Annotated in this window: 31 protein-coding genes; 26 read left to right on the top strand and 5 right to left on the bottom strand. The window is 45.8% G+C overall.

The annotated features are described in order from the left end of the window. The first annotated feature begins 8 nt into the window (after positions 1-8). From ACN0RF_RS07860 to ACN0RF_RS07785, 16 genes are all read left to right on the top strand, one after another. On the top strand, positions 9-473 hold the full coding sequence (locus ACN0RF_RS07860) for a GNAT family N-acetyltransferase (protein ID WP_417438597.1): 465 nt from the start codon (positions 9-11) through the stop codon (positions 471-473). Positions 474-517: 44 nt separating this feature from the next. Then, a complete protein-coding gene (locus tag ACN0RF_RS07855) occupies positions 518-862 on the top strand; it encodes a hypothetical protein (protein WP_417438596.1) in 345 nt (114 codons plus the stop codon). Positions 863-937: 75 nt separating this feature from the next. Further along, positions 938-1,255: a quaternary ammonium compound efflux SMR transporter SugE gene (gene sugE, locus ACN0RF_RS07850; protein ID WP_303732060.1), complete on the top strand. Its 318-nt coding sequence runs from the start codon at positions 938-940 to the stop codon at positions 1,253-1,255. A 123-nt stretch (positions 1,256-1,378) separates the two neighbouring features. Next, the gene (locus ACN0RF_RS07845; protein WP_417438595.1) at positions 1,379-2,278 is read left to right on the top strand and encodes a lipid kinase; all 900 of its coding nucleotides are present in this window, start codon (positions 1,379-1,381) and stop codon (positions 2,276-2,278) included. Position 2,279: 1 nt separating this feature from the next. Next, positions 2,280-2,720: a hypothetical protein gene (locus ACN0RF_RS07840; protein ID WP_417438594.1), complete on the top strand. Its 441-nt coding sequence runs from the start codon at positions 2,280-2,282 to the stop codon at positions 2,718-2,720. A gap of 291 nt (positions 2,721-3,011) precedes the next feature. Continuing rightward, positions 3,012-4,016 carry a sensor histidine kinase gene (locus ACN0RF_RS07835; protein ID WP_417438593.1) on the top strand — a complete coding sequence of 335 codons (1,005 nt, stop codon included), beginning with the start codon at positions 3,012-3,014 and terminating at the stop codon, positions 4,014-4,016. Further along, positions 3,980-4,702, top strand: a complete 723-nt coding sequence (locus tag ACN0RF_RS07830; protein WP_224797761.1) for a LytR/AlgR family response regulator transcription factor — start codon at positions 3,980-3,982, stop codon at positions 4,700-4,702. The genes ACN0RF_RS07835 and ACN0RF_RS07830 overlap by 37 nt, the downstream gene beginning before the upstream one ends. 12 nt (positions 4,703-4,714) lie before the next feature. Continuing rightward, positions 4,715-6,076 (top strand): amidohydrolase family protein, encoded by a 1,362-nt coding sequence (locus ACN0RF_RS07825; protein WP_417438592.1) that lies wholly within the window; start codon positions 4,715-4,717, stop codon positions 6,074-6,076. 202 nt (positions 6,077-6,278) lie between these two features. Then, on the top strand, positions 6,279-6,947 hold the full coding sequence (locus tag ACN0RF_RS07820) for a YoaK family protein (protein WP_417438591.1): 669 nt from the start codon (positions 6,279-6,281) through the stop codon (positions 6,945-6,947). Between the two features lie 76 nt (positions 6,948-7,023). Then, positions 7,024-8,073: a lipoate--protein ligase family protein gene (locus ACN0RF_RS07815; RefSeq protein ID WP_417438590.1), complete on the top strand. Its 1,050-nt coding sequence runs from the start codon at positions 7,024-7,026 to the stop codon at positions 8,071-8,073. 15 nt (positions 8,074-8,088) lie between these two features. Then, positions 8,089-8,514 (top strand): GNAT family N-acetyltransferase, encoded by a 426-nt coding sequence (locus tag ACN0RF_RS07810; protein WP_417438589.1) that lies wholly within the window; start codon positions 8,089-8,091, stop codon positions 8,512-8,514. A 44-nt stretch (positions 8,515-8,558) separates the two neighbouring features. After that, the gene (locus ACN0RF_RS07805; protein WP_417438588.1) at positions 8,559-9,185 is read left to right on the top strand and encodes an FMN-binding negative transcriptional regulator; all 627 of its coding nucleotides are present in this window, start codon (positions 8,559-8,561) and stop codon (positions 9,183-9,185) included. 51 nt (positions 9,186-9,236) lie between these two features. After that, entirely contained in the window at positions 9,237-9,770 is a 534-nt protein-coding gene (locus tag ACN0RF_RS07800) for a DinB family protein (protein ID WP_417438587.1), read from the top strand. Positions 9,771-9,915: 145 nt separating this feature from the next. Continuing rightward, the gene (locus ACN0RF_RS07795) at positions 9,916-10,761 is read left to right on the top strand and encodes a metallophosphoesterase family protein (protein WP_227016361.1); all 846 of its coding nucleotides are present in this window, start codon (positions 9,916-9,918) and stop codon (positions 10,759-10,761) included. Between the two features lie 171 nt (positions 10,762-10,932). Further along, on the top strand, positions 10,933-11,337 hold the full coding sequence (locus ACN0RF_RS07790; RefSeq protein WP_114982083.1) for a hypothetical protein: 405 nt from the start codon (positions 10,933-10,935) through the stop codon (positions 11,335-11,337). A gap of 38 nt (positions 11,338-11,375) precedes the next feature. Next, the gene (locus ACN0RF_RS07785; protein ID WP_011233567.1) at positions 11,376-11,786 is read left to right on the top strand and encodes a nucleotide triphosphate diphosphatase NUDT15; all 411 of its coding nucleotides are present in this window, start codon (positions 11,376-11,378) and stop codon (positions 11,784-11,786) included. Positions 11,787-11,950: 164 nt separating this feature from the next. On the opposite strand, the gene ACN0RF_RS07780 is transcribed toward ACN0RF_RS07785, so the two are convergent. Next, positions 11,951-12,682 (bottom strand): FadR/GntR family transcriptional regulator, encoded by a 732-nt coding sequence (locus tag ACN0RF_RS07780; RefSeq protein WP_011233568.1) that lies wholly within the window; start codon positions 12,680-12,682, stop codon positions 11,951-11,953. Between the two features lie 207 nt (positions 12,683-12,889). On the opposite strand from ACN0RF_RS07780, the gene ACN0RF_RS07775 reads away from it, so the two are divergent. From ACN0RF_RS07775 to ACN0RF_RS07765, 3 genes are read left to right on the top strand one after another with little or no spacing between them, the layout of a single operon-like run. Further along, the gene (locus ACN0RF_RS07775; protein WP_153849525.1) at positions 12,890-13,312 is read left to right on the top strand and encodes a DUF3617 domain-containing protein; all 423 of its coding nucleotides are present in this window, start codon (positions 12,890-12,892) and stop codon (positions 13,310-13,312) included. A gap of 9 nt (positions 13,313-13,321) precedes the next feature. Continuing rightward, positions 13,322-13,786: a Cys-tRNA(Pro) deacylase gene (gene ybaK, locus ACN0RF_RS07770; RefSeq protein ID WP_417438586.1), complete on the top strand. Its 465-nt coding sequence runs from the start codon at positions 13,322-13,324 to the stop codon at positions 13,784-13,786. A gap of 9 nt (positions 13,787-13,795) precedes the next feature. Next, on the top strand, positions 13,796-14,128 hold the full coding sequence (locus ACN0RF_RS07765; protein WP_417438585.1) for a hypothetical protein: 333 nt from the start codon (positions 13,796-13,798) through the stop codon (positions 14,126-14,128). A gap of 68 nt (positions 14,129-14,196) precedes the next feature. Here the strand turns inward: ACN0RF_RS07765 and ACN0RF_RS07760 are convergent, their stop codons facing one another. Genes ACN0RF_RS07760 through ACN0RF_RS07750 form a run of 3 tightly spaced genes read right to left on the bottom strand, consistent with a single transcriptional unit; the run spans position 14,197 to position 16,973 of the window. Next, positions 14,197-15,504, bottom strand: coding sequence for an amidohydrolase family protein (locus ACN0RF_RS07760; RefSeq protein ID WP_417438584.1), 1,308 nt, complete (start codon positions 15,502-15,504; stop codon positions 14,197-14,199). Positions 15,505-15,517: 13 nt separating this feature from the next. Next, positions 15,518-16,255 (bottom strand): ABC transporter permease, encoded by a 738-nt coding sequence (locus ACN0RF_RS07755; RefSeq protein ID WP_417438583.1) that lies wholly within the window; start codon positions 16,253-16,255, stop codon positions 15,518-15,520. Next, positions 16,248-16,973: an ABC transporter ATP-binding protein gene (locus ACN0RF_RS07750; RefSeq protein ID WP_011233574.1), complete on the bottom strand. Its 726-nt coding sequence runs from the start codon at positions 16,971-16,973 to the stop codon at positions 16,248-16,250. The genes ACN0RF_RS07755 and ACN0RF_RS07750 overlap by 8 nt, the downstream gene beginning before the upstream one ends. A gap of 156 nt (positions 16,974-17,129) precedes the next feature. Here ACN0RF_RS07750 and ACN0RF_RS07745 point away from each other — a divergent pair, with 156 nt between their 5' ends. Next, on the top strand, positions 17,130-18,212 hold the full coding sequence (locus tag ACN0RF_RS07745) for a sensor histidine kinase (RefSeq protein WP_417438582.1): 1,083 nt from the start codon (positions 17,130-17,132) through the stop codon (positions 18,210-18,212). Beyond that, positions 18,209-18,805 carry a response regulator transcription factor gene (locus tag ACN0RF_RS07740; protein ID WP_417438581.1) on the top strand — a complete coding sequence of 199 codons (597 nt, stop codon included), beginning with the start codon at positions 18,209-18,211 and terminating at the stop codon, positions 18,803-18,805. Before ACN0RF_RS07745 ends, ACN0RF_RS07740 begins: the two co-directional genes overlap by 4 nt. A 25-nt stretch (positions 18,806-18,830) precedes the next feature. On the opposite strand, the gene ACN0RF_RS07735 is transcribed toward ACN0RF_RS07740, so the two are convergent. After that, on the bottom strand, positions 18,831-19,829 hold the full coding sequence (locus tag ACN0RF_RS07735; RefSeq protein WP_417438580.1) for an NADP-dependent oxidoreductase: 999 nt from the start codon (positions 19,827-19,829) through the stop codon (positions 18,831-18,833). 256 nt (positions 19,830-20,085) lie between these two features. Here ACN0RF_RS07735 and ACN0RF_RS07730 point away from each other — a divergent pair, with 256 nt between their 5' ends. The 5 genes from ACN0RF_RS07730 to envZ all read left to right on the top strand — a co-directional run bounded on the left by ACN0RF_RS07730 (position 20,086) and on the right by envZ (position 25,603). Further along, positions 20,086-20,340, top strand: coding sequence for a DUF4282 domain-containing protein (locus tag ACN0RF_RS07730; RefSeq protein WP_417438579.1), 255 nt, complete (start codon positions 20,086-20,088; stop codon positions 20,338-20,340). A 156-nt stretch (positions 20,341-20,496) separates the two neighbouring features. After that, positions 20,497-23,049 (top strand): EAL domain-containing protein, encoded by a 2,553-nt coding sequence (locus ACN0RF_RS07725; protein WP_417438578.1) that lies wholly within the window; start codon positions 20,497-20,499, stop codon positions 23,047-23,049. A 126-nt stretch (positions 23,050-23,175) separates the two neighbouring features. Beyond that, the gene (locus ACN0RF_RS07720) at positions 23,176-23,475 is read left to right on the top strand and encodes a potassium channel family protein (protein WP_417438577.1); all 300 of its coding nucleotides are present in this window, start codon (positions 23,176-23,178) and stop codon (positions 23,473-23,475) included. Between the two features lie 92 nt (positions 23,476-23,567). Further along, positions 23,568-24,293: a two-component system response regulator OmpR gene (ompR, locus tag ACN0RF_RS07715; RefSeq protein WP_011233582.1), complete on the top strand. Its 726-nt coding sequence runs from the start codon at positions 23,568-23,570 to the stop codon at positions 24,291-24,293. Continuing rightward, positions 24,293-25,603 carry a two-component system sensor histidine kinase EnvZ gene (gene envZ, locus ACN0RF_RS07710; RefSeq protein ID WP_417438576.1) on the top strand — a complete coding sequence of 437 codons (1,311 nt, stop codon included), beginning with the start codon at positions 24,293-24,295 and terminating at the stop codon, positions 25,601-25,603. Before ompR ends, envZ begins: the two co-directional genes overlap by 1 nt. The last annotated feature ends 3 nt before the right edge of the window (positions 25,604-25,606 follow it).

Here is a 25,606-nt window from a genome sequence, read left to right as displayed (position 1 = left end):
ACACCAGCATGATAAACATCAGAAAATATAACGAATCAGATGCGCGTGATTTATGGGCTATTTTTTATCACACCATTCGCAATGTGAACTCACGTGACTACACACAAGCGCAAGTCGAAGCCTGGGCGCCGGATAACGCCTCCCCTGAGGTATGGCAGCAAAAAATGAATGCTATTTCTCCTTTTGTTGCGGAAATTGACGGAGAAATTGTTGGTTATGCCGACCTTCAGGAAGATGGGCTAATTGATCATTTCTTTTGTCACCACGAGCATCAGGGTAAAGGTATCGGGCGTCACTTGATGGAGCACGTATTAAGAGTGGGTGAGTTACAAGGAATCACCAAGTTTTACTCCGAGGTGAGCATCACGGCTCGCCCGTTTTATGAGAAATTTGGCTTTAAAGTCGCAAAAGAGCAAACGATAGAAATTCGTGGGCGGAAGCTGCGTAACTTTGTTATGGAAAAACTCAGCTAAGCGCACTCCCTATTATCGGCCATATCGGTGCATAAGTGTTTAAAATGAAATTCCAAAGATTCCAAAAGCGACAACATACATTTGAATCGTTAGAGCTGGATGTTTCCTATGACCGCCTGACGACAAAGTTCGAGCTAAAAGAAAATGGCACTCTGGTTTACTCAGTCTTTCTTGGCTTGCTGCCGTTTAGAAGAAGTAAGTTAGTCATTAACGATAAGCCTGCGACGCTAACAATATTTTGGATGATCTTTTGGTCTTCTAAATTACAAAATAGTGACGGGTCTGTTGTTCCAGAACTGCTGCCGCAGAGGCGCAGAAAATCGATAGGAGTTTTGGCTTATGTCGTGCTAATAACAACGATAAAAATTAGTATTGGGCTTATGGCATAAACCAAACCGAAGTGAGGACGACCTCACCGCTCAATTTTCATTCGGGGACGGCCCCAAAGTCATGAAGAGGTGCTTATGAGTTGGGTCATTCTATTTATCGCGGGTCTTTTGGAAGTCGCCTGGGCTGTTGGTCTAAAATACACAGACGGCTTCACTAAGCTTTGGCCAACCGTTGGCACTACCGTTGCCCTTGTCGGCAGCTTTGTCTTGTTAGGCTTGGCACTCAAGACTTTACCCGTCGGCACAGCCTACGCCATTTGGGTGGGCATTGGTGCCGTAGGTACAGCGGTTATGGGTATGTTTTTGTTCGGTGAGTCAGCGGACGTTCTTAAACTGGTCAGTTTAGGGCTAATTTGTGCCGGTATTGTGGGGCTTAAATTGGCTCATGGCTGAGGCGAAACAAATTCAAATTGACCTCTCCCCCAAATCACCAACGTAAATATTCCGTCAGTGCTTTGAAGCCTTGGAATAAACCTCTTATATTTAACGCAGTGCATAACAGGAAGAGGTAAGGCATTGCAGCATGCGTTGTTAGTTATCAACCCGAAGAGCCGTAATGGTCATTCCGAGGAGTTAACCGAAGCCACCGACTTGCTCAGAAACTCCGGCATTGAGGTTGAGGTTTGCGTCACTGAAAGTCCATCTCATATGGCCTCATGCATTGAAAGTTACCGTGAGAAAAAAGGAGTGGTAATTGTTGCCGGGGGCGATGGAACCATCAGCTCAGCGTTGGAGTCAATCTATAAAAGCGAGCAAACCTTGGCCATTTTACCGATGGGAACAGCTAACGACTTGGCGCGCTCGCTTGGCATTTCGCAGGACGTTGTTGCAGCTGCTCAGGCTATTGTTAATGACAAGCGAGAACGCATAAACTTGGCAAAGGTGAATCATAGTTACTTTGTGAATGTCGCTCATGTTGGTTTAGGTGTAGAGGTCACCCGCGAGCTGACGTCAGAAATGAAAAAATACTTTGGCGTGTTTGCGTATTTGGGCGCATTTACCAGCGTCATGAAGCGCAACAAGAGTTTTAAAGTTCAAATAGAAGCTGACGGTTGGAAGGAGTCTGTAAAGGCAATTCACCTGGCGGTAGGTAATGGTCGTTACTACGGTGGCGGAAACGTTGTTGATGATGACTCTACACTGCTGGATGGACAACTGAACTTATTTTGTTTGAAACCAATACGGTGGTGGCGGTTGTTATTACTGGGAGTCAATTTTCGTAACGGCAATTTGCAAAAGGCAGAGCGGGTTGTCTGTAAAAAGGCCCGAAAAATTAGCATTAAAACCTCCAGGGCTAAGCGCATTCAGGCCGACGGTGAGTTTAAAACCGATACACCGGCAAATTTCGAGGTAATGCCTAAGGCTATTGAAGCTGTTGTTGGCGATATGCCACTGCCTAACGTAAACAAGGATTAAAATGTCGATATTACGCACAGATAATCAGGCCGATAGTATAGAAATTCTGAAGTTAGTCATTGAGACAACGGATTACTACCGGGAGATAGCGAAAGTGGTTGGGGATGATAACCTCGCCAGTAAGCTTAATGATATTGCCAACGAAAGATCTTCCTATATTGAACCATTTGAGAATGTAGTTAAAGACTTAGGCGAGCTACCAGCTAAACCTGACCCTGATAAAGAGCTGATGCAGATAATTGAGGGGGAACTCACCCAGTTTTTCTCTGCGAATTCTAAAAGCGCCATTTTGGATAAGTGTCTGCAGGAAGATGAAGAACTCGCAACTGTGGTAAAACGCACTGAGCTGGGTGAGAAGTCGGCGGAGTATCAAAAATTACTCGATGCCTTGGCTGAAAACCTAAGTAAGACTCAAAAATCTATTCAGGCGTTAAAAGATTAGTATGTAATACGGAAAGTGATGGCAGGAGGAATCATGGAAAGTCATCAAAAGGCAAGAAGCTAAATTGTCGTCACGGGGCTTCTCTATTGAACTGGAATGGCGAGATGAAAGCTTTGGTATGCGGCGCTTCATGGTAGCTGACACGAACGGCGTTTTGGTTAACGTGTTTCCGTTCCCATGAATGAGCTATTTGCCGCTCAGACCTAAATTCCTACCGTTCACGCATTCCTTGTTTGTATCTATTGCTACGCTGGGCTAGCTTAGCAGTCAGTTTCCTAACGGCACTGACGTATGAGCTTCAATAAAAAAGAAAAGTTATCGATATCGGCGTTGCTGGTTATTCTCTACCTGATACCAGCAGGGTTAGAGTGGATAGAGTTTGATAGCGAACACTTACACCTTATTGCGATCAGCCTGCCAATTTGGCTGGCATTCTTTTACCTCGGCCCGTTTTGGCTATTCTATTGGTTTCAACAGAAGAAGTATGTTGCCCGTATGCACGTAGTCATTCAGGGCGCGTTGTACGTTCTGATGATGTTCGCTGGTGCCAATATTGTCAGTAGACTGCATTCGCTGGCGTTTCCGCAGTATCAGTTTCCGGTAAAGGAGCAGATTCTATCGGCATTCCTGTGGGGCGTGTTTATCTTTTCGATGACGCATATGTATCTTCTGTACCAACGCTTTGTTAACGAACAAAAGCTGCGAAAAGAAGCGCAACTGGCCGATTTGACCAGCCGTTTAAATCCACACTTTCTGTTCAATTCCTTGAATACCATTTCGGCGCTAATTCATTCATCACCCGACAAAGCTGACGATGTACTGCACAAGCTAGCCGACATACTGCGCTACTCCGTTGATCAGCAAAATGAGTGGGTGTCTCTGGAGCAGGAGCTTGCTGTTTGCGAAACCTGTCTAACGGTTGAGAAAGCGAGGTTCACCGATAACTTAAACATTAGTTGGCAAATTGCATCTTCCGTCGACAGGCGACGATTGAAGGTGCCGCCGCTGTTACTGCAGCCGCTGATTGAGAACGTTATGAAGCACGTGAAGTGCCGACCTATTGAGTTGATCATTAGCGTGCAAGTGGAGCAAGGCAAGTTGATATTCAAAGTAAAAGACAACGGTAAAGGTTTTTCTGAGCAGTCGTTGGATGAGCAATCTAGAGCTGGTAAGGGTCTCAATATTGTAAAACAACGTGTTGATATTACAGGTGGTGAGCTGTCGCTTTATAACGATACGTCAGAGCAAGGAGGTGCGGTGTGCGAAATTACCTTACCGATCCACGCTTGCGTGTAGTTATCGTTGAAGACGAAGCGCCCGCGCGCTCGAAGTTAAACACGCAGCTTGCACAAGTGGAAGGCGTTGAGGTCGTTTCTGAATGCGCCGATGCGCCTCAGGCAATACAAGACATTAACTCGCTCAAACCAGATTTGGTTCTGTTAGATATTGAGCTGGGTGAGTTGTCAGGTTTTGACGTTCTGAAAGCAATAAAGCACCCGTGCCATGTGATATTTACCACAGCTTATAGCCAATATGCCGTGAAGGCATTCGAGAAACAGGCATTAGATTATCTACTGAAACCTTTTGACTTGCCGCGACTGCGTCATGCTTTAAAGCGCGTGGTGTTACCAGAGCCTCAGGTTGCAGAGCCCGCCACAGTGCAACTCACCGCGAAAGTCGGCGATAAAATACGGATGCTGAACTCATTCGATATTCGGTTTTTAAAAGCTTCACAGGGCTTGGTGGTAGCGCAATGCCTTGAGCGCGAACACCATTTGGATGGCAGTCTGGAATGCTTGTTGAGCCAGTTGCCATCTTCCTTTTTGCGGGTGCACCGTAACAGCATCGTAAATACCCAACATATTCATCAAATAGAAAAGTGGCAAAACGGAGCGCTTTTACTTCGTTTCGAGGGTGTAAACGACACCATTACGACCAGCAGACGCGGCGCCGTAGCGCTAAGAAAGCATCTAAACCTATAACCGGAGAATAATATGAAAAAGTTATGGTTATTCGTCGCGTTGTTTATAACCACGCAGGCTTTGGCAAATGACTTTGTAATAAACAATGTGTTGTTGCCAAACTTCGAAACACTCGAATTAACGCCCGTTAACATTGAAGTTGCGGATGGTAAGTTTAAACAAATTGTTGATAGCTCGGTGCCCTTGTCGCATTCCGATGTGCGTGACGGTAAAGGGCAAGTAATAATGCCAGCCTTTATCGATATGCATTCCCACAGCATGGGCAATTCATCGCTGGATCGTAGCGACTATCAATACATTGGTATACGCGGCACCGCGAACGCCATGTTGTACGCAGGCGTGCATGGCTGGCTAGATTTATATAGCGATGAGAATGATATTTTTGAGTATCGCGATCAGCAATTTCCACAGGAGCGCGATGAAGCCTACGTATTTGCTGCGGGCCCTTGCTTTACCGTTCCAACCGGGCATTGTGACTTTGGTGAAACGCGATTGATCAGTACGCCAGAAGAAGCGGTTTCGGAATTGCGTGATCTAAGCCCCGCTAAGCCCAATGTCGTGAAAATTGTATTCGATAACGCGGGCAGTAAACCCACCGTTGATGAGGCTACGCTTGAGGCGTTTTTGAACGAAGCTAGGCGTCTAAATATTAAGTCTGTGGTGCATATAGGTTCCTGGAGTGATATTCGCACGGCCTCAGAATTAGGCGCTGATGCTGTTACCCATTTGCCCTGGCACGCTATGCCCGACGATATTCCCGAGCTATTGGTAAAACAGGGAACTGTAATTATTCCTACGGTGAGTGTTATAAACGAGCTGCTGTATTTGCACGACTCAGGCTCCGATGAGCTCGCTGCCTCAGTACTTTCCGTTCCAATGACGGATGCATTAGTCGAGCAAGATCTGTTGAGCGACTACCCAATAACCGCAGAAAATAAGGTGTATTTTGACTGGGTTGCAGGGCTAAAGGCAGATGGCGCTCTCGAAAACCGGAACGATGCGATTAAGCGTTTAGATGCCGCTGGAGTCAATATACTGGTGGGCTCCGACGGTGGAAATTTCGCCGTATTTCAAGGCGTAGGTTTCCATCGAGAAATGTATTTTTTGCAGAAAATGGGGATGTCTCCCTGGGATATTGTTCTGGGATCTACATACAGCGCCTATGATTTTCTTGATGTGGATTGGAGAATTGAAGAGGGTCGTCCTGCGCATTTCACTTTGCACGACAAGCAAATTTTTGAAGACTTAAGTCTTTCAACTGAAGTGGAACAGATTTATCTGCATGGACGAAAAGTGAGTCGAGAACCTTTGCTGGATTACGCCAACCCAGGGTTCTTTCAGTACATGAAGTTGTTTTTTGGGTTTGAGGTGTAGGAGAGCGCAAAAAAGTACTGCAAAACGGTGGATAAAAGGTCAGAATTAGAAGCTACCTGATGTACAAAAATTACCGTTTAGACAGGAAAAAACGTTGTCAAAACAACAAAAACAATACGACATACATTGGCTGACGGGACAGTTTTGCGATTCCAGCAAGGAGTCCCGCCTTGCATAGTTTTCCGCTATGGGTTAATCGGGATTGATATCTAAACTACCTAAATGGATTGAGTATGGGGCGTTTGTGCTGGCGTTCGTAGCCGGCTGTATAAACGCTATTGGTTTGCTTGGTTTTGAACACCAGGCGGTTTCTCATGTTTCAGGTACCGCCACCTTGTTTGGTACCAGTATGCTGTCGGGCTCTTTTGCTGACATGCTGCATTTGGCAGGTGTGTTGTTCTCGTTTTTTGTTGGTGCCGGTCTGTCTGGCTATTTATTGCACGGCACACAGCTAAAGTTAAAGCGTCGCTACGACATTGCTCTTGCGGCTGAATCACTGCTGATATTTGCTTCGTTTTACTTGCTGTCTGAAGGATCATTTTACGGTCATTTCACCGCATCATTAGCCTGCGGTATGCAAAATGCCCTAGCAACGACGTACAGCGGTGCCATTGTACGGACCACGCACCTCACCGGTATTTTTACTGATTTAGGCATTATGTTTGGGTCGGTTATGCGCGGCAAAGCATTCGATAAAAGAAAAGCGATATTGTTCGGATTAATCATTGCTGGCTTTGTTACCGGAGGAGCATCCGGCGCTTATCTGTTCACGTTATTACAATTTCAGGCCTTGTTAGTGCCAGCCGTTATTTGCCTCGCGCTCGCGGTATTGTATCGTTTGCATTATAGAAGATCAGGCCAGCATAAATAACCTCGCCTAAAAGTGGTTATGCGCCGCTAGAGCTTGGGTGGGTTAATATTCTGAGATGAATTAATTGGGGAAAGTCATGCACGGAGAATATAAAGTACCAGGCGGTAAGTTAGTCGTTGCGGATGTTAATTTAGAAAATGGTTGTCTGAGTGAAGTCAGTATTTCAGGCGACTTTTTCTTAGAACCTGATTCTGCGCTAAACTTAATCAATGAGGCTTTAACCGGACTACCCGAAACCTCAAGCCATAAAACGCTCGCTGCCGCAATTGATGAAGCACTTGATGAAGACGTAATGATGTTTGGTTTTTCAGCCGAAGCTGTTGCTACGGCTGTACGACGTGCCTTAGGTAAGGCTAGCAGCTGGCTTGATCATCAATTTACTCTTATTCCGCCAGTAACGCTGCCCGCAGCAGAACATGCCGCGTTAGACGAAGTGATAGCCGATTCAGCTGCCAAAGGTTTACGAGGCCCAACATTACGGTTTTGGGACTGGGACGATTCTGTGGTGGTGATTGGTTCTTTCCAGTCAGTAAAAAATGAAGTGGATATGGCCGCCGCGAAAGAGGCCAATGTCCAAGTTGTACGTCGGGCGACAGGTGGCGGTGCTATGTTCATGGAGCCCGGTAATTGCATTACTTATTCATTAACGGTACCCACCTCATTAGTCGATGGTATGAGCATTGAAAAGTCTTATGAGTTTTTAGATGCCTGGGTTCTGGCGGCATTAGCTGAGGTTGGTATTAAAGCCTACTATAAACCGCTAAATGATATAGCTTCTGCGCAAGGCAAAATAGGCGGAGCAGCACAAAAGCGCTTTGCCAATGGTGTTGTCGTGCATCATGCGACTCTCGCCTATGATATCGACGCCAATAAAATGCTACAGGTATTACGTACTGGGCGTGAGAAACTCTCGGATAAAGGCATTACCAGTGCCAATAAACGAGTTGACCCTATGCGTAGCCAGACAGGCTTAACCAGAACCGCCATTATTGATGCTTTTATGAATCAGTTTACTCAGGCTTATCAAACCCAGGTCGATGACTATTTACCCAAAGAGTTATCCGCGGCAAGGGCTCTGGTAGAGACAAAATATTTAACGGAAGAATGGTTATACAAGGTAACTTAAACATGGGGAATCATCATGATTACCTTCAGACCTGCTAAGAACTTAGCTAGCGCTGCAGAGCTGACCCTTGCCAATATGCGTTCATACTACGAACAGTATTCGGTTGAGTGGGACAGTGTGCAAATCGAGAAAATGACGCGTGAGCTGATGAATTTCGACATTCTATTTGAGGGTGAACCCGTAGGCGTTATCAGACTGTCTTTCGATGATGATGATGGTTGTCACCTGCGAGACTTGCAGGTGGATGGGCGGTATCAGGGGCGGGGAATTGGTTCTCAAGCACTCGCGCAGGCAGAAAAGCTTGCGAGGGAAGAGAAGGTCAATACACTCCGGTTGAAAGTATTTAAAAATAGCCCCGCAGTTCGGTTATATCAGCGTACCGGTTTTAGCGTGAGTAGCGAAGATGAGCGCTTTTACTATATGGTTTGCTTTATCTGCTGAGAAAGCTTAGAAGTTATTGCTTAAACTAATTTGGAACTATAAAAATGTACGTACCGAAGCACTTCGAGGACGATGACAACGTAAAGTTGCACCAGTATATTCGCGACTATGGTTTTGGTGTGTTAATTATTGCCGATGAAGATGGCATTGAGGCAAACCATCTTCCATTTCATTTGAGTTGTGAAGAAGGCGAATCTCTGGGAACGCTTCAGTGTCACGTGGCACGTAATAACCCGGTATGGCAGCGCCTGGAAAATGGAAGCCAAGTTCTTGCTGTCTTCCAGGGGCCGGACGGTTACGTTTCTCCCTCGTGGTATCCCTCTAAAGCAGAAACCGGGCGAGTTGTACCAACCTGGAATTATCTGGCTGTGCATGCGGCAGGTAAAGCTAGGGTTGTTGAAGATGCAACTTGGCTAAAGCAGCATTTAACGAAACTAACAGACCAGCATGAGTCAGGAATGAACGAGCCCTGGCAGGTAGATGATGCTCCTGAGGACTTCACCGGCCGCTTAGTTAAGGCTATTGTTGGTATAGAGATAGAAATTGAAACGCTGACGGGTAAATTGAAAGCGAGCCAGAACTTGCCAGAACGAAATAGAGCAGGAGTTAAAGCGGGTCTTGAAGGCAGTGAGCAACCGCAGAGCTGCGCGATGTCTAAATTCGTTAGTTAGTAAAAGCGGGCTCGTTTGGGTTACTGAAAATAAACCTAAGGAGAAACTCCTGTGCTACAAAACAGTTATGTTTGTCTCATGGCCGAATACAACCAATGGATGAACCTCAAACTCTACGATGCATGCTCTCAGTTCTCTGACGAGCAACTCAGCGAGGACCGGGGAGCATTCTTTGGTTCTATAATAGGCACACTGAATCATCTGGCAGTTGCTGATACCATTTGGTTAAAGCGTATGTCTACCGACTTAAGCCATCACCAGGAACTGGACGCACTTTCCCGGCTATCTATGCCGAAGGCATTGAATACCATTCTCCACCCAAAACTAAAAGATCTGGCTGAATACAGACAACAGCTCGATAATCTATTTCTGTCGCTATCAAAAGTTTTAACGGACAGCGAATTGCAACAAACAATCACCTACAAAAACACCAAAGGCATTGAGTTTAAGAAGGTACTCTTTAGTTTATTGGTTCATGTTTTTAATCATCAAACACACCACCGCGGGCAAACCACTACGTTACTTTCACAAGCCGGTGTCGATGTTGGTGTCACTGATTTGCTGGCTATCATTCCAGACGAATAGTGAAGCGTTAAGCTTGCTGTCATTTAATCGTCATGCCATTGACACATTCATTCGATAGCATCCGGCCTCGTGATTAAACACCAACACAGAGCGTTGCTATATGTCCGTAACCCGAGTCTTATCTGTTATTTCCTTGCTAGTATGCATGACCTTAACCAGCGTTTTTGCTAATGGTGCTGAGGCTTCTCGTTCTGACGACAGTCTGGTATTGAAGTTTGCTGTACTGGGTGATGCTGAGCCTAAACCCAAAGCAGAATTCCCGGGTGTGTCAGCGGCCGTTGATGATGTAAACAAATTGGCGGAAGACGGCACTATGGATTTTGTTGTCGGGGTAGGTGACATTGCGCATAAAGGCACGGTGATTCAATACGAAAACGTGACACCGGTACTGCAGCGCCTGAGCCTGCCGTTCTATCCTATTATGGGCAACGAGGAGCATGGCTCTACTGTAGAGCGCTACCTGAAATATGCGAACTTGTGGAATGACGGTAAAATTTCCATAGAGAAACCAAGCTATGTTCTGGAGCGCGACTCTGTTGCTTTGGTGTTCGCTTCTCCGGATTTCGGTCGGGATTTTGGCGACGAGGGCATTGCCTGGATGAAGGAGCAAATAGAGCGTTTGGCTCCGAAACCTGTACTGCTTGTTGTTCACGGTGCACAAACGGGTGTGTACCCTGAAAATGCAGATAAAGGTGTGACGCACGAAGGGTTTAAAGGCATTGTTGCGCAACCGAATTTAGCAGCAGTGATATCGGGCGATTTGCATATGGATATGGAACGGGTTAATCATTCTAAGCAGATTGATGGTGTTCATTATTTACATATGCCTGCACTGGAACGTACAAAAATACCGGACGAAACTCGTCACACACCGATGTTTCGTGTGTTCAGTATTTTTGATGACGGACAGGTACTGGTAGAAACCTACCAGGTAGACGTTGAAAAACCGCTGGCGCGGCATGAATATCGGTTTGAACTCCCTGATAAATAATGTTTTAAAAAGCCTGTCGGAATAGTTTCCGGCAGGCTATTCTCTATATTTTTTCCCATCAACTAGCCTTTCTGATAAGTTGTAAAGATAAAGCAAACCTTCCCCAAAGTGCCTGAAGTATCGATAATATAAACAACTTCAACTATCTCATTAAACGCACAAGGGATTGTAATGACAGACTTCAAAATGGATGAAAAACTACCTAACTCTTTGCGATGGTTTTTGAGCCAAAACCTGCATAACTTTGCTCCCTGGATCCTGTTGGACAGAAACTCTCAATACGAATTTATTACCGAAGGTGTTGGGGGAGGAGGAGCCGGCACGGGAAAGGTTTATGTTTTTGCTCGCCGTGAAGATAACGGTAATTTTGCCGGGTTGGAAATAATTGCGAATAAAATTACTGATAGAGTGGTTTGCTTTCATCCATATGCTTTGGCCGGCGAATCGGAATTGAGCTGGAACGTCGTTAACGCAGTATACGAGGATGTATTCGTATTTGTGGGGAAGCAAGTTATGCCGGACATGCAGGCGATGGCAAGAGAGAAAGACGCCGCTGATTTATTCTGGAAAGAATAAAGGCGAGCTAACGTATTAACTACAAGGAGGTTTTATTTATGTCTTCACCGCAGGTTGGAGTGGGTGTTCTTATCATTCGAAATGGTCGTGTACTTCTGGGTAAAAGGAAAGGCGCTCACGGCGCTGGTACCTGGTCTGCGCCAGGCGGACATCTTGAATTTGGCGAGTCGATTGAAGACTGTGCACGACGTGAAGTTCTGGAAGAAACCGGGCTGGAACTCACAACTGTTCGGAACGGGCCTTTCACCAACAACGTGTTCCAGGCAGATAATAAGCACTATGTAACCATTTTTGCGCTGGCGGAGCCTTTGAACGGAGAAGCTAAAACTCTGGAGCCTGATAAGTGCGAGGGTTGGGACTGGTTTGACTGGAATACGCTTCCGCAGCCGTTATTTCCGCCATTAAAAACGCTTATTCGTGAGGGATACACTCTTACCGACTGGCTTTGAATTTAAAAGCTGTATGCAGTTGAGCAAAAAAGCTACCAATAATTGGTAGCTTTTTTGTTGTAGTCTGACTTATTCCGTAATCTAAATTAAAACGAGTAACGCACGCCCAATGCAAATGTGCGTGAATAAATGGCGTTATTAAAATTGAACAGATTATCGTTGTCTTAAACCGGTGTTTTGTGCAGTTCCGCCAGTGTGTGCTCCAGAGCATGTCTGGCGTTGACTAAAAGCGTCTGCATTTCTTCACGGGCGACTACCGGGCTCTGCTCTTTAATGGCCATGAACACTGCTTTATGACCGGGTAGTGAATCGACATATTCTTCCGCTATAGCACTGCTTAAACGAAATGAATTTTCCAGAGCAGTTTCAATGGTTACACCTAACGACGCCATAAATTCGTTATTAGTGGCTTCCAGTAAAGCTAAGTGAAACTCTAAGTCGCTTTTGTACACAGCGTCAGTACCAATTTGAGCCTCTTCCATTGCCTGGTAAGCTTCAGTTAATGCGGCTAACTGCTCGTCAGTACGGTGCATAGCTGCCAGACTGGCTGCATTAGGCTCAATAATTTCCCGCATTTCATACAGCGACATGTAAAACTTCGTGTCTGGGTTGCTGCTAAAACACCAGCGCAAAACTTCCGCGTCAAACATATTCCAGTTTTTACGCGGACGGACTCTCGTGCCCAGTTTCGGACGGGATTCGATTAGCCCTTTAGCGGTTAACAGCTTAAAGGCTTCACGTAATGCTGTGCGCGATACACCCAGCTCTGCACCAATGTCATTTTCATTCGGGATATACTGACCAGGCAAATAGACGCCACCCACGATTCGAGAACCCAGTTCCTGAGCAACCCAGGAGTGGATACTTTGTGGTCTGCTTCGGGTTGCGCTTTTCATGTGTCTTCCCTTGCATGTGGTGATGATGCGATTTTGTTCATATTAGCGTTTTTTCTCTGTAAGCGTAACCCGAATGAAATAGTGAGTGTAAATAAATGTAATTTTTGTACCTAAAGCTGGTGTGATGCATGCAAGTTAGTCTAAATACTCTAAGCTTTATCCAAAAAATGACTAACGGGCGTGCGCGCCCACTTAAAGGAGAAAATTATGTCACGGATTTTACTATCAGGCATGCTGCTTCTAGCCTGCTCATTCTCGGTTTTGGCTAATGACCTGAAACCGGGGTTATGGGAAATTACGTCTTCAATGGAAGGAGAGGGTATTCCTAAGCAGCTTACGCGAGAACAAAGCTCGCAGGAGTGTCTCACAGCTGAGGAAGGTAGCGATATGGTCGCTACTATGCGCAAACGTTGGAATGAGACCGGGTGTCAGGATATGGATATCTCCCGGGATGGCGATAAAATTGAAGTTGCGGCGTCGTGCGAAGCCGGTGGGCGTACTACGGAAGTCGATGCATTGATTACGGTGCACAGCAACGAACATTATTCCAGTGAGGTTACAACCACTAACGATAGCTCAGTAACGACCTATCGCGAGGCTTCCTGGGTATCGTCGGAGTGCGAGCAATAAGAGGATGCAATGACTCCTGCAATTGATGTAGCGAAAGAGAATGAAATTTCTTTTAAAGTACACGAATATTCTCATGACCCGGCCAGTGAATCTTATGGTGGCGAAGCTGCCGAGAAGTTGGGCGTTCCGCAGGAACAAGTATTCAAAACCTTAGTTGTCAGCCTTGATGGTAAAGAATTGGCTGTAGGCATCATTCCGGTTTCGTCACGGTTAAGCCTTAAGTTGATAGCAAAAGCTTTGGGTGCAAAGAAGGCTACAATGGCAACTAAAAGTGATGTCGAACGTGCTACGGGTTATGTTCTGGGAGGCGTTAGTCCGCTTGGCCAGAAAAAGCAGCTCAGAACCATAATTGATACCTCTGCAACTTATAACTCCACCGTATTCATAAGCGCCGGGCGTAGGGGGCTAGATATGGAGTTGAATCCCGAGGATTTAAAAACTATGGTGAGCGGGGAGTTTGTTAATATTACTTAATGGAACAGCATGTTCAAAAGGATTCAGCAGCAAAGCCATCAGGTGGCAGATACGCGAATATTGGTATCCTACGATCGCCTGACTAGCCGGTTTAAAATTTCTAATGGAGATGATGTGATATACAGCCGCTCTCTGCTGCTGTTGCCATTTATCCGCTCAAATATCGTTATTTCCAACAGCATTTATTCTTTAAAGGTTATTTCTTTTATTTTCTGGCGCGCAAAGTTGGAGCAGGGCGGGAACATTGTTATTTCTGAGCTACTCCGGCCTCGACGCGCTAAATCCATAGCTTCAATTGCGTACAGCGCAGTAATGAGTGTACTGCGGTTTTTGGCGGGTTAATTGTAAGACAAATAAATTAGCGCGGAGTGAGTGACTTCTGCGCCAGGCGTAGTTTTAACCATAATGTATTAGTAATTATTGATTTGATGGTTACGAGCTGAATCCTTGCTAGAGACTAGATAGCCATTTTTCCATACTCTTAGTGGCTCTAATATGGTTTTCAGATCCTTATAAGGCGATTTTTCAAGCAGTAAAAAGTCAGCTTTCATTCCTTCTCGAATACGACCTCGGTCTTCTAGCGAGAAACTATCTGCGGGTATCGATGTAGCCGACTTCAAAATGGTTTCAGTTGGCATGCCTGCCTCCTGGAAAAGAAGCAGTTCAACTAATAATGACCAGCCATGAGCGGTATTCGGATTGGGTGCATCGCTACCAGCCAAAATAGGAATAGCAGCATTGTGCATACGTTTTGTATTGGTGAGTAAGTTGGTATAAAAGTGTTCAGGAAATCGGCCGCTGTTAGGAAAGTTACGATTGAGTGTCGATTTTGCGCTGGCACTTATTTTTAGCGTTTTGTTATTCAGTAAAATTTCATCATTGATGGAGCCGCGCAGCATCCCCTCATAAACTGTCATTGTTGGAATTACAAACACACCGTTGATTTTTAGAAGGGCGAGCAGTTCGTCAGAAACAGGCTGGTCAAAAAAGCTGTGTACCAAGCCATCGGCTCCGGCTTCAACTGCATCTAGAGCGGAATCATGATCGGCAATATGAACAACGGCTAAATAATTCTGTTTATGCGCAGCCCTAATAGCTGCCTGCAGACCTTGCTCTGAAATTGATGGTGCGTGTGCGTAGGCTGAACCGGTGCGGGTATACACTATCTTGATGAAATCTGAGCCTGCATTAATACGTTGTTTTATCAGTTTTTTGGCGTCTGGTGGTTTGGAAAGCGTAGATACCTCAATACCGTACTGTGTCCCATGTCCATTCGGTGCGGTTATTAGTGATCCGGCACCAAAAATATCAGCCTTACGACTAAACTTCGTTGTTGCTCTCTGGGGTTGATGTTGCCGCAGGAAGTTTGGATGACCAAACATATCAATAACGGTGGTTACGCCTCGTTCAAGGCTTTGTTCTAATGCATCGCCCCAGGCATGCACATGAGCATCGATGAGACCGGGAACAAGCCAACGGTTTTGTCCATCTACTTTCCGTAACTGACTGTCCGGTTGCTCCATGTGCAAGTCTTTGATATACCCATCAAGTACTTCAACATAAGCAGCCTTGGAGATGGTTTCCCCGTCAAAAATGTTAACCGGGCCCAGGATAAAACTGTTACTGTTTTTGGCGCTTTCTTCCCGGGGGGTTGGCAGCGAAAGAATGCTCAAAGCAATAACGGCTACAAAAAGTGCTGCGATAATTTTAATCTTCATTTATCTGAACCTTTTAACGAAAAAGTCGCTGATAACGCCAATAAATTACGGCGATTAATACGCCACAAAAAGCGACAAGATAAAGCCCGTGTAGCCATAAGTTATGGCCCTGATTTGTACCGATAACGGCATGTGCCAGTTGAGAGTAGTGATACGATGGAAGCCCATAAGCGATGTAGCGAACGGTGTCTGGTAAGAACTGAATTGGCACCCATAGACCGGATAAAAACGCCATGGGTAAATAAACTAAGTTGACGACAGCAGGAGCCGCTTTGTCAGACAAGCACAGACCCATAAGTAATCCAATTAAGGCAAATGGCAGGGTTCCTATCAGTAACACAGTGAATAATGTGGCCCATTGCCATAACAAAAGCTGCACGTCGGCAAAAAGTGCTGCCGTAATAAACAACATTAAGGCAATGCAGGCGGCAAACACCAAACTGCTAAAGAATTTAGCGACCACATAAGCAGAAAGAGGCATGGGCGAAATGCGCTTCAGTGTAAGCCAGCCTTGTGTCCTGTCGCTAGCAACAGCTGTTGCGTAGTTAAATAATGCTGGACCCATCATGCCAAAACAGGCGTATGAAACCAGCATATACTCGCCTTGTGCCGCGCTAAAGTTAAAGACAATACCGAAGAACACGTAAAACACGAGTGGAAATAACATGGCAGGTAAAAAGAATGCGGGCGTGCGCCATAAGCTGAGCAAGTCGTAGAGGCTTTCTTTTAAATAAATATCCGAATTAAGCATGAGCGGGTTCCCGAATAAGGTGTAAGTAGGCTGACTCCAGGGAACCGTGATTGGCAATAACCTCGTTGACTGAACCCTGTGCAATAATTTGTCCGTCCCGTAAGACAGCAACACGATCGGCAAGTCGCTCTGCTTCTTCAATGTAATGAGTGGTTAGTACTAAAGCGCAGCCATGCTGTCGACGCTTATTTATCTGCTCCCAAAGCAAGTGGCGCGCTTCAACATCCATCCCTACGGTAGGTTCATCAAGAAAAAGTAAGTCGGGGTTTCCGGCTACCGAGATGGCAAACAGAACTTGCTGACGCTGGCCCCCTGATAACTTACCGAAGCGTTGCTTAGCAATGCCAGTTAAATCAAATTCCCTCAGTAAAACTTCTGGAGTGGCGCCTGACGGATAATAGCTACAAAATAAATCCAGTTGTTCAGCGACGGTCAAGTTTGCGTTTAGGGTACCAAGCTGCATCATAACCCCAACACGCTGACGGATGGTTAACGGTCTATGCTGACTATTGAGTTGAGTTCCCAGAACCTCTAAATGCTGAGCCTCATAATCATGCATGCCAAGTATGCTGTGAATTAAGGTGGTTTTGCCTGCTCCATTTTTTCCAAGTACGGCAATGACTTCACCTGCATAGGCATTAAGGCTGACATTGGTCAGCGCCGCTTTTTCGCCATAGTGTTTATTAAGCGACTGTACTTTAAGGTTTATCTGACTCATTGGCGGTCTCTGTGAATTAATTCGCTGTTAATAAGTCTATTCAGCTAGCCTTTGAGCCGGTAGTTGCTTATGTCACCAATTAGGAATGACATTTGTCACTGGTGTGCTTACCTTGTAGCAGCCATAATAAAAAGAGGAACAGCAAAGAGCAGCGGTATGTCAGATAAGCAGCGGGTACGCGAACAAAAACATGCGTGGATTTACCTATTTAACCTCGGTTTCTATATTTTACCGATGGTGCTTTTTCCGTATCAGGTTTGGGAAATTGCTGTCATGGTGGCGGCGCTGTTGGTTTTTATTGGTCTCTATTACTGTTGTTATTCGGTACCGCGGCAGCAAATGCTGTGGCCAATCCTTGGCATGTACATTATTGCTTGCGCAGTGACGCCACTAAACCCGGGATCTATTGCTCTTTTTAGTTACGCGGGATTTTTTGTTGGCTTTGCCTATAACTGGCGGGTTGCGCTTGCGGCTGTTGCCGGCATTATTCTTACCTTAGCTACATTCCACTTTGGCCCGGGAACCAGCTGGGATCTCTTTTTGCCCTACGGTATCGTCATTGTTGGCACTGTTTCTATTTTTGGTCGGGTTGAACGACTCAGACAGCAACATGCTGAAGAGCAAGAACGTGATGCTGAAGAGATTGAGCGTTTAGCAACCAGTGTCGAACGGGAGCGGATAGCAAGGGACTTGCATGACATTTTGGGTCACACGCTTTCCAGTATTATTTTGAAGTCGGATCTCGCCAAGGCGCAACTTTCTAAGCAGCGTTACGATGAAGCTTCTGAGCAGTTAGTAGAGCTAAGTGAAATTGCTCGCGAATCCCTTTCGCAGGTGCGGCAAAGTGTTTCGGGGTACAAGCATGGAGGGCTACAGCTTGAGCTGAGACGACTTGAGCAGCGTTTGACTGACGGAGGCTTCAGTACTCGGATAACCGGAACACCGCCGATAATAGATGAGCGACGGGAAACCTCATTGGTGTTAGCAATAACCGAATTGGTAACCAATATTATTCGTCACAGCAATGGTCAACAATGCTTGATCCATTTTGACGAAACAGCAAACACTTACTGTATTAAAGTTGTGGATAATGGTCGTTGTCATGACGTGAGTGTGGGCAACGGTTTGAGCGGCGTTGAGCTGAGGGTACAGGAGCTTGGCGGCTCCATGTCCATCTCAACAAACAAAGGGTGTGAGGTGGCTCTCTCCCTACCAAAACTTGCACAGCAACAGTCATGAAAATTCTCTTAGCTGAAGATCAAACCATGGTGAGAACTGCGCTGGCAAGTTTGTTGCGACTGGAGTCTGATTACCATGTTGATGAAGCCGTGGATGGCATTGATGCTCAGAAAAAATTACAAGAATCTGATTACGATGTGTTGCTGAGCGATATTGAAATGCCTAACCTTTCCGGCCTTGAGCTTGTCCAGTGGGCGCAGCAGCAACAACCAAACCTTCGTTCGGTTATTATCACCACCTTTAACCGTGCCGGTTATATTAAACGGGCTATAGACTCAGGTGTTCGCGGGTTTCTACTAAAAGATGCGCCCATTAATGAACTGATCGCGTCGTTGCAACGGGTTTGTCTGGGAGAGCAAGTGATAAGTAATGAGCTTCTTCTTCAGGCTCTCGGACAGCAAGATCCTTTGACAGAAAAAGAGCGTAAAGCATTACGTCTGGCCAGTCAGGGGTTAAGTACTCAAGCTATCGCAGAACAGTTATTCATTGCTCCAGGTACGGCTCGAAATTACCTTTCTGAGGCAATCAATAAACTGCATGCGAGCAACCGGACTGAGGCTGCTCGCATCGCTCATCAAAAAGGCTGGTTGTAATAAGCTATACGCGTTTTTCAAAGGCTTAAAGCTTCACAATCAACTTACCTTTATTGTCGCCGGTAAAGAACATGTTCAGTCCCTCAATGGCTGACTCCAGCCCCTCAAGAATATGCGAACGATGTTTTATCTTGCCCGACATAACGTAAGGCGTCAGTTGTTGCAGCAAGCTTGGAATTTGGTCGAAGTGATCTGGCATAGTAAAGCCCTGAATTGTCAGGCGCTTTTTAATAACAGGCACCCAGCTTGGTCCGGGGCTGGGCACTTCTTTATCGTAGTCGGCTATCATGCCGCAAACCACCACACGACCGTGCGCGTTCATACGTTCAACCACCAGGTTTTGAATAGGCCCGCCGGTATTTTCAAAATATAAATCCACGCCATCAGGAGTCAGCTTAGTCAGTTGGTCATGCAAATCATCGGTTTTATAATTAATCGCGCCGTCAAAGCCTAGTTCATTGATTATCCAATTGGCTTTTTCGTCACTGCCGACAACACCTATCACTTTAAGGCCTTCGGCTTTTGCTATCTGACCGACAATTGAGCCGACTGAACCTGCAGCACCTGTTACTACGATGGTTTCTCCATTTTTAGGCTTACCTACATTAAGTAACCCTTGCGTAGCAGTTAATCCGGGTAAGGCGAATACTGAGAGTACAGTTTCGTCAGGTACGTCGGCCTGAACCTTGTTAATACCTTTACCGTCGCTCAGTGCATATTCCTGCCAGCCCATCATGCCCATAACCCGGTCGCCGACTTCGAAGTCAGGATGATTACTCTCGACAACCTCACCAACACCCGAGCTGCGCATTACTGTGTTTAATTCAACCGGCGGTATGTAGCTCTCTGTATCGGGGCTCATCCAGCCAAACATCGCAGGATCAAGCGACATTTGCCGCTGTTTTATTAATATTTCGCCGGAACCGGCTTTCGGGAGCTCCTTTTCCGTTACTTCAAAAATGTCCGCTGAGACTGGACCTGGCTCAGGGCGCTTAACCAGTTTAATTGCTTTATAAGTCGTCATAGAGTTCCCTCTTTATTAGGTTGTATGTAAGCCATACATGGCTACTCAGGTTACTTAATGAAAGGCCAATGCTGTGAGATTTATTACATTCTTTTGTAAACACTAGTTTCCGGATATTGTGAACTGTACCTAAGTCGATTAATATCAAACAGATAGTTGCTGTTCTGAAAAGGATGTCGGACATTGCGTAAACTCTGTCGGCTTATTCTTTTCTTACTATAAAAACTGTTTACGCCTGTATAACAAGGAGATAAAAATGAAAGACGTTCTATTTTTTAACAATATGCTGACCCCGAAGATAATTACCTTTGTGTATTGGATTTTGCTTTTGGCCGCCGCTGTTGGTGGGATAAGCACTATGTTTATGGGTTATGAAGGTTTTACCTTTGGTAACTTCCTTAAAGGGATATTTTACGCTCTGGCCGGAGGCGTTGGTGCCAGAATTTGGTGTGAGCTTCTTATTGTTCTGTTTAAAATGAACGAAGCTCTGCAGGATCTTCGTAAGAAGTAAATGATAGAAATAAAGACATGTAACGCTTCTAAGTGAAGCTTTCTATAAGTTGCGCGGCCCTCCTGTTGGAGGGCCTTTTATTTTAGGTCTTTTCTCATGACTCAAATGAGCCTATTCTAGGGTTATACAACTCACTAACATCAGGTGCCACCGTTCTTGCGAAACCTTATTGCTATTGCTTTATTGCTACTTGCTTCGGGGTCAATGGCTCAGGATGTAACATTGAAAGTGGGTGTTTATGACAACCCGCCCAAAATCATGTTCGATGAATACGGCCAGTTGAGCGGTATTCATGGCCAGCTTCTTATGGCTATTGCTCAGCGTCACAACTGGCAACTGGTGCCGGTAGAATGTGACTGGGATCAATGCTTAAAGCTTTTGCGCGAAGGGCAAATTGATATTTTCCCGGATGTAGTGAAAAACGATGAAAGAGAGACTTGGGCTAGTTTCCATAATGAGCCTGCTTTATTGAGTTGGTCACAGCTTTATGCGCCGAAAGAAGAGAAAATTACCAACCTTTTAGATTTGAACAACAAACGTGTGGCGGTATTACGGGGCTCTGTTCAGGAAAAGTATCTAAAACAATTAATTGAGAATTTTGATTTAAGCGGTGAGCTGTATCCGGTGAGGAGCCTTGCTGAAGGGTTTGATGCGGTTGTTGCAGGAGAGGTCAATGCCGTTTCGGCAGACCAGCTTTTTGGGAATCGACAGGTGGCAAAATATGACATTGAGATGACTCCCATCATGTTTCTTCCTAATGAGGTGTTTTTTGCTGTTCCTAAAGGTTCTCACCAAGATATTCTGGCAACTCTCGATAAAGAGCTAAAGCGTTTAAAAACCGATGAAAGCTCTGCTTACTATGACATTATTGAGCGCTGGAGTTCAGGCCAAAGTCACTTAACACTTCCTGTTTACGCTTGGTGGTTAATTGCGGTACTGGCTTTGCTGTTTTTGACCGTTATTGGGTTCAATCTGCTTTTGCGTCGCAAGGTCGCCGAAAAAACAAAAGCTTTAGCTGAAAGTAAGTATCGTTTGAATACTATTTTAGACAGTGTTGAAGCCTATATTTTTATTAAAGATAAAGACCTGAAATATCAGTATGCGAACCGGCAGGTTTTAAAACTGTTTAAGTTAAACCTTGATAGCGTCATTGGTAGAACGGACTACGATTTATTTGATAAAAGCACTGCCGATACGCTTAAAGTTTTTGACAACAAAGTAATAAAAAGCGGTAAACGGGCGGCTCAGGAAGAAATGAGCTTTCTGCCTGACAAAAAAAAGCCGCTTCATTTTTGGTCTGTAAAAGTGCCGTTATATGATGCCAATAAGAAGGTTATTGGTTTGTGCGGAATTTGTACTGACATTTCAGAATATCAGAGCATGAAAGAAGAAATTCAGTCTCTTGCGTACTTCGACCCTTTAACCGGCCTGGCGAATAGACGTTTTATGCTGGAGCGTTTAAAAGACGAGTTTTATCGTTACCAGAATGGCGGAGACGATGGTGTGCTGGCAATGTTAAATATCGACCAGTTCAAGAAAGTTAATGACAGCGTAAGCCATGACGCAGGAGACGAGCTTTTGGTTCTGTTTGGCCAGAGACTGGAGTCTGAGCTGCTTCAGACTGAAATTGCCGGGCGTCTGGGTGCGGATGAATTTATGGTGCTGTTAAAGAGTAAAAGCGGTATTAATCTGCTGGAAGATAAGAATTTGCGTCAGCGCCTGCAGGTGTTGGTAGAGCGTTTAAGTGAGCCCTACCAATTAGGTGAAAAAACTGAGTCGGTATCGGTCAGTATGGGTGTCACTTTGTTTTCCGATGCGCAAAACACCGGAGATCTACTTCAGGGAGCCGACCTGGCGCTGTCGCAGGCAAAAGAGACCAATGCATCAAAGCTGCAATTTTTTAATACGGGCATACAGCGTGAGTTTAACTATCGGCAGCAGATGATAGCTGGGTTGCGACAGGCAATAACGACAGAGTCACTGGAAGTGTATTTGCAGCCGCAGTATCAACAGCTAACGGATGAGGCCAGCCAGCGTTGTTTGGGGTTTGAAGCTTTACTCCGCTGGCACGACGAAGAACTTGGCTGGGTGTCTCCCGCGGAGTTTATTCCGTTAGCTGAAAGTCAGGGGCTCATGCCCGACCTGCATCGGTTGGTGCTGAATCAGGTACTGGCAGCCATTCCCAAATTGCCACACGATTTAAGTGATAAAGGCGGGCGTATTGCAATAAACGTCAGTGCAAGTCAGTTTAAGTCCCCTGGGTTTGTAGAAGATATTGAAGCCCGGTTAACGGCGGCCGGTATTCCCGGAAAGTTACTTGAGTTGGAAATAACCGAGAGTTTACTCATTGATGATATTGAAAACACGGCTGCGAATATGGAAAGGCTAAAACGCCTGGGAGTGACTTTTGCGCTTGATGATTTTGGCACCGGTTACGCCTCTTTGGGGTATTTGAAGCGGCTACCCTTAAATTCGTTAAAGATAGATCAATCTTTTGTGCGAGACATGAAAAACGGTAACAGCGATGAAGCTATAGTAAGAACCGTTATAGCACTGGGCAAAAGTCTTGATTTAGCCATTATCGCGGAAGGCGTCGAAACGGAGGAGCACTTGCATAAACTACAGGAAATGGGGTGTTTCTGTTTTCAGGGGTACTATTTTGCCAGACCAGAGCCAAGCCATTTTTGGATGTCTGATAAGCGAGTTTAAGCAATGCTAATTTCCTTTATCTGTAACTCGATTATAGTCGGCTTAGCCGTTATTTTTCACTACGAAGCGCTTAACCGAATAGGCTGGCTTATTACGCACATGAGAGTTTTTAGCCAGGTCAGACTAATGTTCGGAGTGATGTTAGCAATAATTGCACATACCATCGAGGTCGCAATTTTTGCCGTTGCCTACTACTTTATGCACCATGAAAAAGGCTTCGGTATATTAAACGGAAATTTTGATGGCAGTTTTCTGGATGCTCTCTATTTTTCCTTTACCGTTTTTACTACTGTTGGTTTTGGTGACATAGAGCCCGATGGGCCTCTTAAATTCTTAACCGGTATTGAGAGCTTAACGGGCCTTGTCTTGATCACATGGACTGCCTCATTCTTGTACGTTGAAATGCAGCGTTACTGGCACCGTTAACTGAAACATTTGCTAACAGAAGCCTGCTTCTATAAAGCTGTCAGGCGGTGTATCTTTATGGCTGAGGCATACCAGCTTGGAAAACAAAACTGATGATGCAGGAAACATTAAAAATTTTAGTGGTAGATGATGACGCGCGGCTGCGAAGCTTGCTGGAGCGTTATCTTACTGAGCAAAACTTTCAGGTACGGGTGGCGCAGGACTCTGAGCAAATGGACCGCTTGCTGACCCGGGAAAATTTCAATTTGTTAGTACTGGATTTAATGCTGCCGGGCGAGGACGGACTCTCCATTTGCAAGCGTTTGCGTAGCCAGGGGAATAACCTACCCGTCATTATGCTGACCGCAAAGGGCGACGAAGTTGACCGCATTATTGGCCTGGAACTCGGTGCCGATGACTATCTGGCTAAGCCTTTTAACCCTCGAGAACTGCTGGCACGTGTCAGAGCGGTACTGCGCCGGCGGGGTACCGAAGCTCCGGGTGCTCCTTCGCAGGAAGATCAGGAAATAACCTTCGGTGAATTCCGGCTGAATCTGGGTACTCGAGAAATGTTTCGGGGTGACACTCCCATGCCGCTAACCAGTGGTGAATTTGCGGTACTCAAGGCTCTTGTTAATAATGCACGGCAGCCACTTTCGCGCGACAAGTTAATGCATCTGGCTCGTGGTCGTGACTACAGCGCGCTGGAGCGCTCGATTGACGTTCAGGTATCTCGTTTAAGACGTATGCTGGAAGTAGACCCGACTAAACCCCGATATATTCAGACGGTGTGGGGTCTGGGTTACGTGTTTGTGCCGGATGGTCAACTGAAGTCCTGATGAAACTTTTTCCTAAGTCAGCGTTTGCCCGCACGGTAGCGCTGCTGGCTCTGGTGTTGCTTATTAACCAGCTCGTTTCTTACGTGATGGTAAGCAATTATGTTGTCAGACCCTCCATAGAACAAATTAATGAGCTGGTTGCGAAACACATTCGCACCATGTTCATCCCCCGTCAGCATCTAGCTGAAACCGAACGGGAACTGATGACCAGTTATACTGAAGCTACCGGCATCGAAGTCTTTAATGATGAAGCAGCTGACAAGCAGGGGTTAGGTAACTCAACCTATTATGGTTATTTATCGGACGACATGAGCGACATGCTGGGTGGTGAAGCGCAGGTACGGGTAGCTCAGGGCAATAAATTTTATTTGTGGGTAAAACCTCCGCGTGCGCCTGACTTCTGGATACGTGTGCCCCTGGAAAGTATGCAGCAGGGCCGCTTCTCACCATTGGTAATGTATTTGGTTCTTATTGGTTTACTGAGCGTGTTCGGCGGTATGTTATTTGCTAACTGGTTAAACCTACCGTTAAAAGCTCTGGAGGACTCTGCCCGAAGAGTTGGCCGGGGAGAATTTCCTGAGCAACTGCCTGAAAAAGGTGCGACCGAAATTGTGGCGGTGACTCGTGCTTTTAATCAAATGTCGCGCGGTATCCGCGAACTGGAAAATGACCGTAATCTTTTAATGGCTGGTGTTTCTCACGATTTAAGAACCCCCCTTACTCGTATTCGTCTGGCTGCCGAAATGATGCCGCAGGGCGAAGACTGCCTGGCTCAGGGCATTATTGAAGATATAGACGACATGAACGACATTATTGATCAGTTTATTGATTACGTTCGTCTTGATCAGCAGGAGTCGAGCAGCAGAGAGTCGCTGAATGAGCTGATAGAACAAACGGTGGCGAATGTTCCGGATAACTGGCAAAAGCAGTTTGAGCTGGATTTAGGTAAGTTGCCCAGAGTTTGGTTACGTCCCTTGTCTATGAAGCGAGTCATTATTAATTTGCTGGAAAATGCCGAACGTTACGGGAAACATCAGGTGGTGGTCAGCTCCGGGCATGATAAAAAGCAAAAACGTGTTTGGTTCAGAGTAACAGATGACGGCCCCGGCATTCCCGAAGAGCAGCAGGCAACATTATTTGAGCCTTTCACTCAGGGCGATAAAGCGCGTGGTGGTGTTGGTTCTGGTCTGGGGCTGGCTATTATTAAGCGCATTGTCGACCGGCACGACGGCAGTATAAAACTGCAAAACCGCCCGGAAGGCGGCTTGTGCGTGCGGATTGAACTGCCGCTGAATCAGCAACGGCAGTAATCT

This window comes from Idiomarina sp., from assembly GCF_048260185.1.
Lineage (GTDB): Bacteria > Pseudomonadota > Gammaproteobacteria > Enterobacterales > Alteromonadaceae > Idiomarina.
The sequence above is the reverse complement of the archived record's forward strand: the minus strand, read 5'-3'. Positions and strand labels throughout refer to the sequence as shown.

Coding starts and splice junctions, on each gene's coding strand:
- ACN0RF_RS07860 (WP_417438597.1), top strand. CDS start 9: ATGATAAACATCAGAAAATATAACGAATCAGATGCGCGTGATTTATGG.
- ACN0RF_RS07855 (WP_417438596.1), top strand. CDS start 518: ATGAAATTCCAAAGATTCCAAAAGCGACAACATACATTTGAATCGTTA.
- sugE (WP_303732060.1), top strand. CDS start 938: ATGAGTTGGGTCATTCTATTTATCGCGGGTCTTTTGGAAGTCGCCTGG.
- ACN0RF_RS07840 (WP_417438594.1), top strand. CDS start 2,280: ATGTCGATATTACGCACAGATAATCAGGCCGATAGTATAGAAATTCTG.
- ACN0RF_RS07835 (WP_417438593.1), top strand. CDS start 3,012: ATGAGCTTCAATAAAAAAGAAAAGTTATCGATATCGGCGTTGCTGGTT.
- ACN0RF_RS07825 (WP_417438592.1), top strand. CDS start 4,715: ATGAAAAAGTTATGGTTATTCGTCGCGTTGTTTATAACCACGCAGGCT.
- ACN0RF_RS07815 (WP_417438590.1), top strand. CDS start 7,024: ATGCACGGAGAATATAAAGTACCAGGCGGTAAGTTAGTCGTTGCGGAT.
- ACN0RF_RS07810 (WP_417438589.1), top strand. CDS start 8,089: ATGATTACCTTCAGACCTGCTAAGAACTTAGCTAGCGCTGCAGAGCTG.
- ACN0RF_RS07805 (WP_417438588.1), top strand. CDS start 8,559: ATGTACGTACCGAAGCACTTCGAGGACGATGACAACGTAAAGTTGCAC.
- ACN0RF_RS07795 (WP_227016361.1), top strand. CDS start 9,916: ATGACCTTAACCAGCGTTTTTGCTAATGGTGCTGAGGCTTCTCGTTCT.
- ACN0RF_RS07790 (WP_114982083.1), top strand. CDS start 10,933: ATGACAGACTTCAAAATGGATGAAAAACTACCTAACTCTTTGCGATGG.
- ACN0RF_RS07785 (WP_011233567.1), top strand. CDS start 11,376: ATGTCTTCACCGCAGGTTGGAGTGGGTGTTCTTATCATTCGAAATGGT.
- ACN0RF_RS07780 (WP_011233568.1), bottom strand. CDS start 12,682: ATGAAAAGCGCAACCCGAAGCAGACCACAAAGTATCCACTCCTGGGTT.
- ACN0RF_RS07775 (WP_153849525.1), top strand. CDS start 12,890: ATGTCACGGATTTTACTATCAGGCATGCTGCTTCTAGCCTGCTCATTC.
- ybaK (WP_417438586.1), top strand. CDS start 13,322: ATGACTCCTGCAATTGATGTAGCGAAAGAGAATGAAATTTCTTTTAAA.
- ACN0RF_RS07765 (WP_417438585.1), top strand. CDS start 13,796: ATGTTCAAAAGGATTCAGCAGCAAAGCCATCAGGTGGCAGATACGCGA.
- ACN0RF_RS07760 (WP_417438584.1), bottom strand. CDS start 15,504: ATGAAGATTAAAATTATCGCAGCACTTTTTGTAGCCGTTATTGCTTTG.
- ACN0RF_RS07755 (WP_417438583.1), bottom strand. CDS start 16,255: ATGCTTAATTCGGATATTTATTTAAAAGAAAGCCTCTACGACTTGCTC.
- ACN0RF_RS07750 (WP_011233574.1), bottom strand. CDS start 16,973: ATGAGTCAGATAAACCTTAAAGTACAGTCGCTTAATAAACACTATGGC.
- ACN0RF_RS07745 (WP_417438582.1), top strand. CDS start 17,130: ATGTCAGATAAGCAGCGGGTACGCGAACAAAAACATGCGTGGATTTAC.
- ACN0RF_RS07740 (WP_417438581.1), top strand. CDS start 18,209: ATGAAAATTCTCTTAGCTGAAGATCAAACCATGGTGAGAACTGCGCTG.
- ACN0RF_RS07735 (WP_417438580.1), bottom strand. CDS start 19,829: ATGACGACTTATAAAGCAATTAAACTGGTTAAGCGCCCTGAGCCAGGT.
- ACN0RF_RS07730 (WP_417438579.1), top strand. CDS start 20,086: ATGAAAGACGTTCTATTTTTTAACAATATGCTGACCCCGAAGATAATT.
- ACN0RF_RS07720 (WP_417438577.1), top strand. CDS start 23,176: ATGTTCGGAGTGATGTTAGCAATAATTGCACATACCATCGAGGTCGCA.
- ompR (WP_011233582.1), top strand. CDS start 23,568: ATGATGCAGGAAACATTAAAAATTTTAGTGGTAGATGATGACGCGCGG.
- envZ (WP_417438576.1), top strand. CDS start 24,293: ATGAAACTTTTTCCTAAGTCAGCGTTTGCCCGCACGGTAGCGCTGCTG.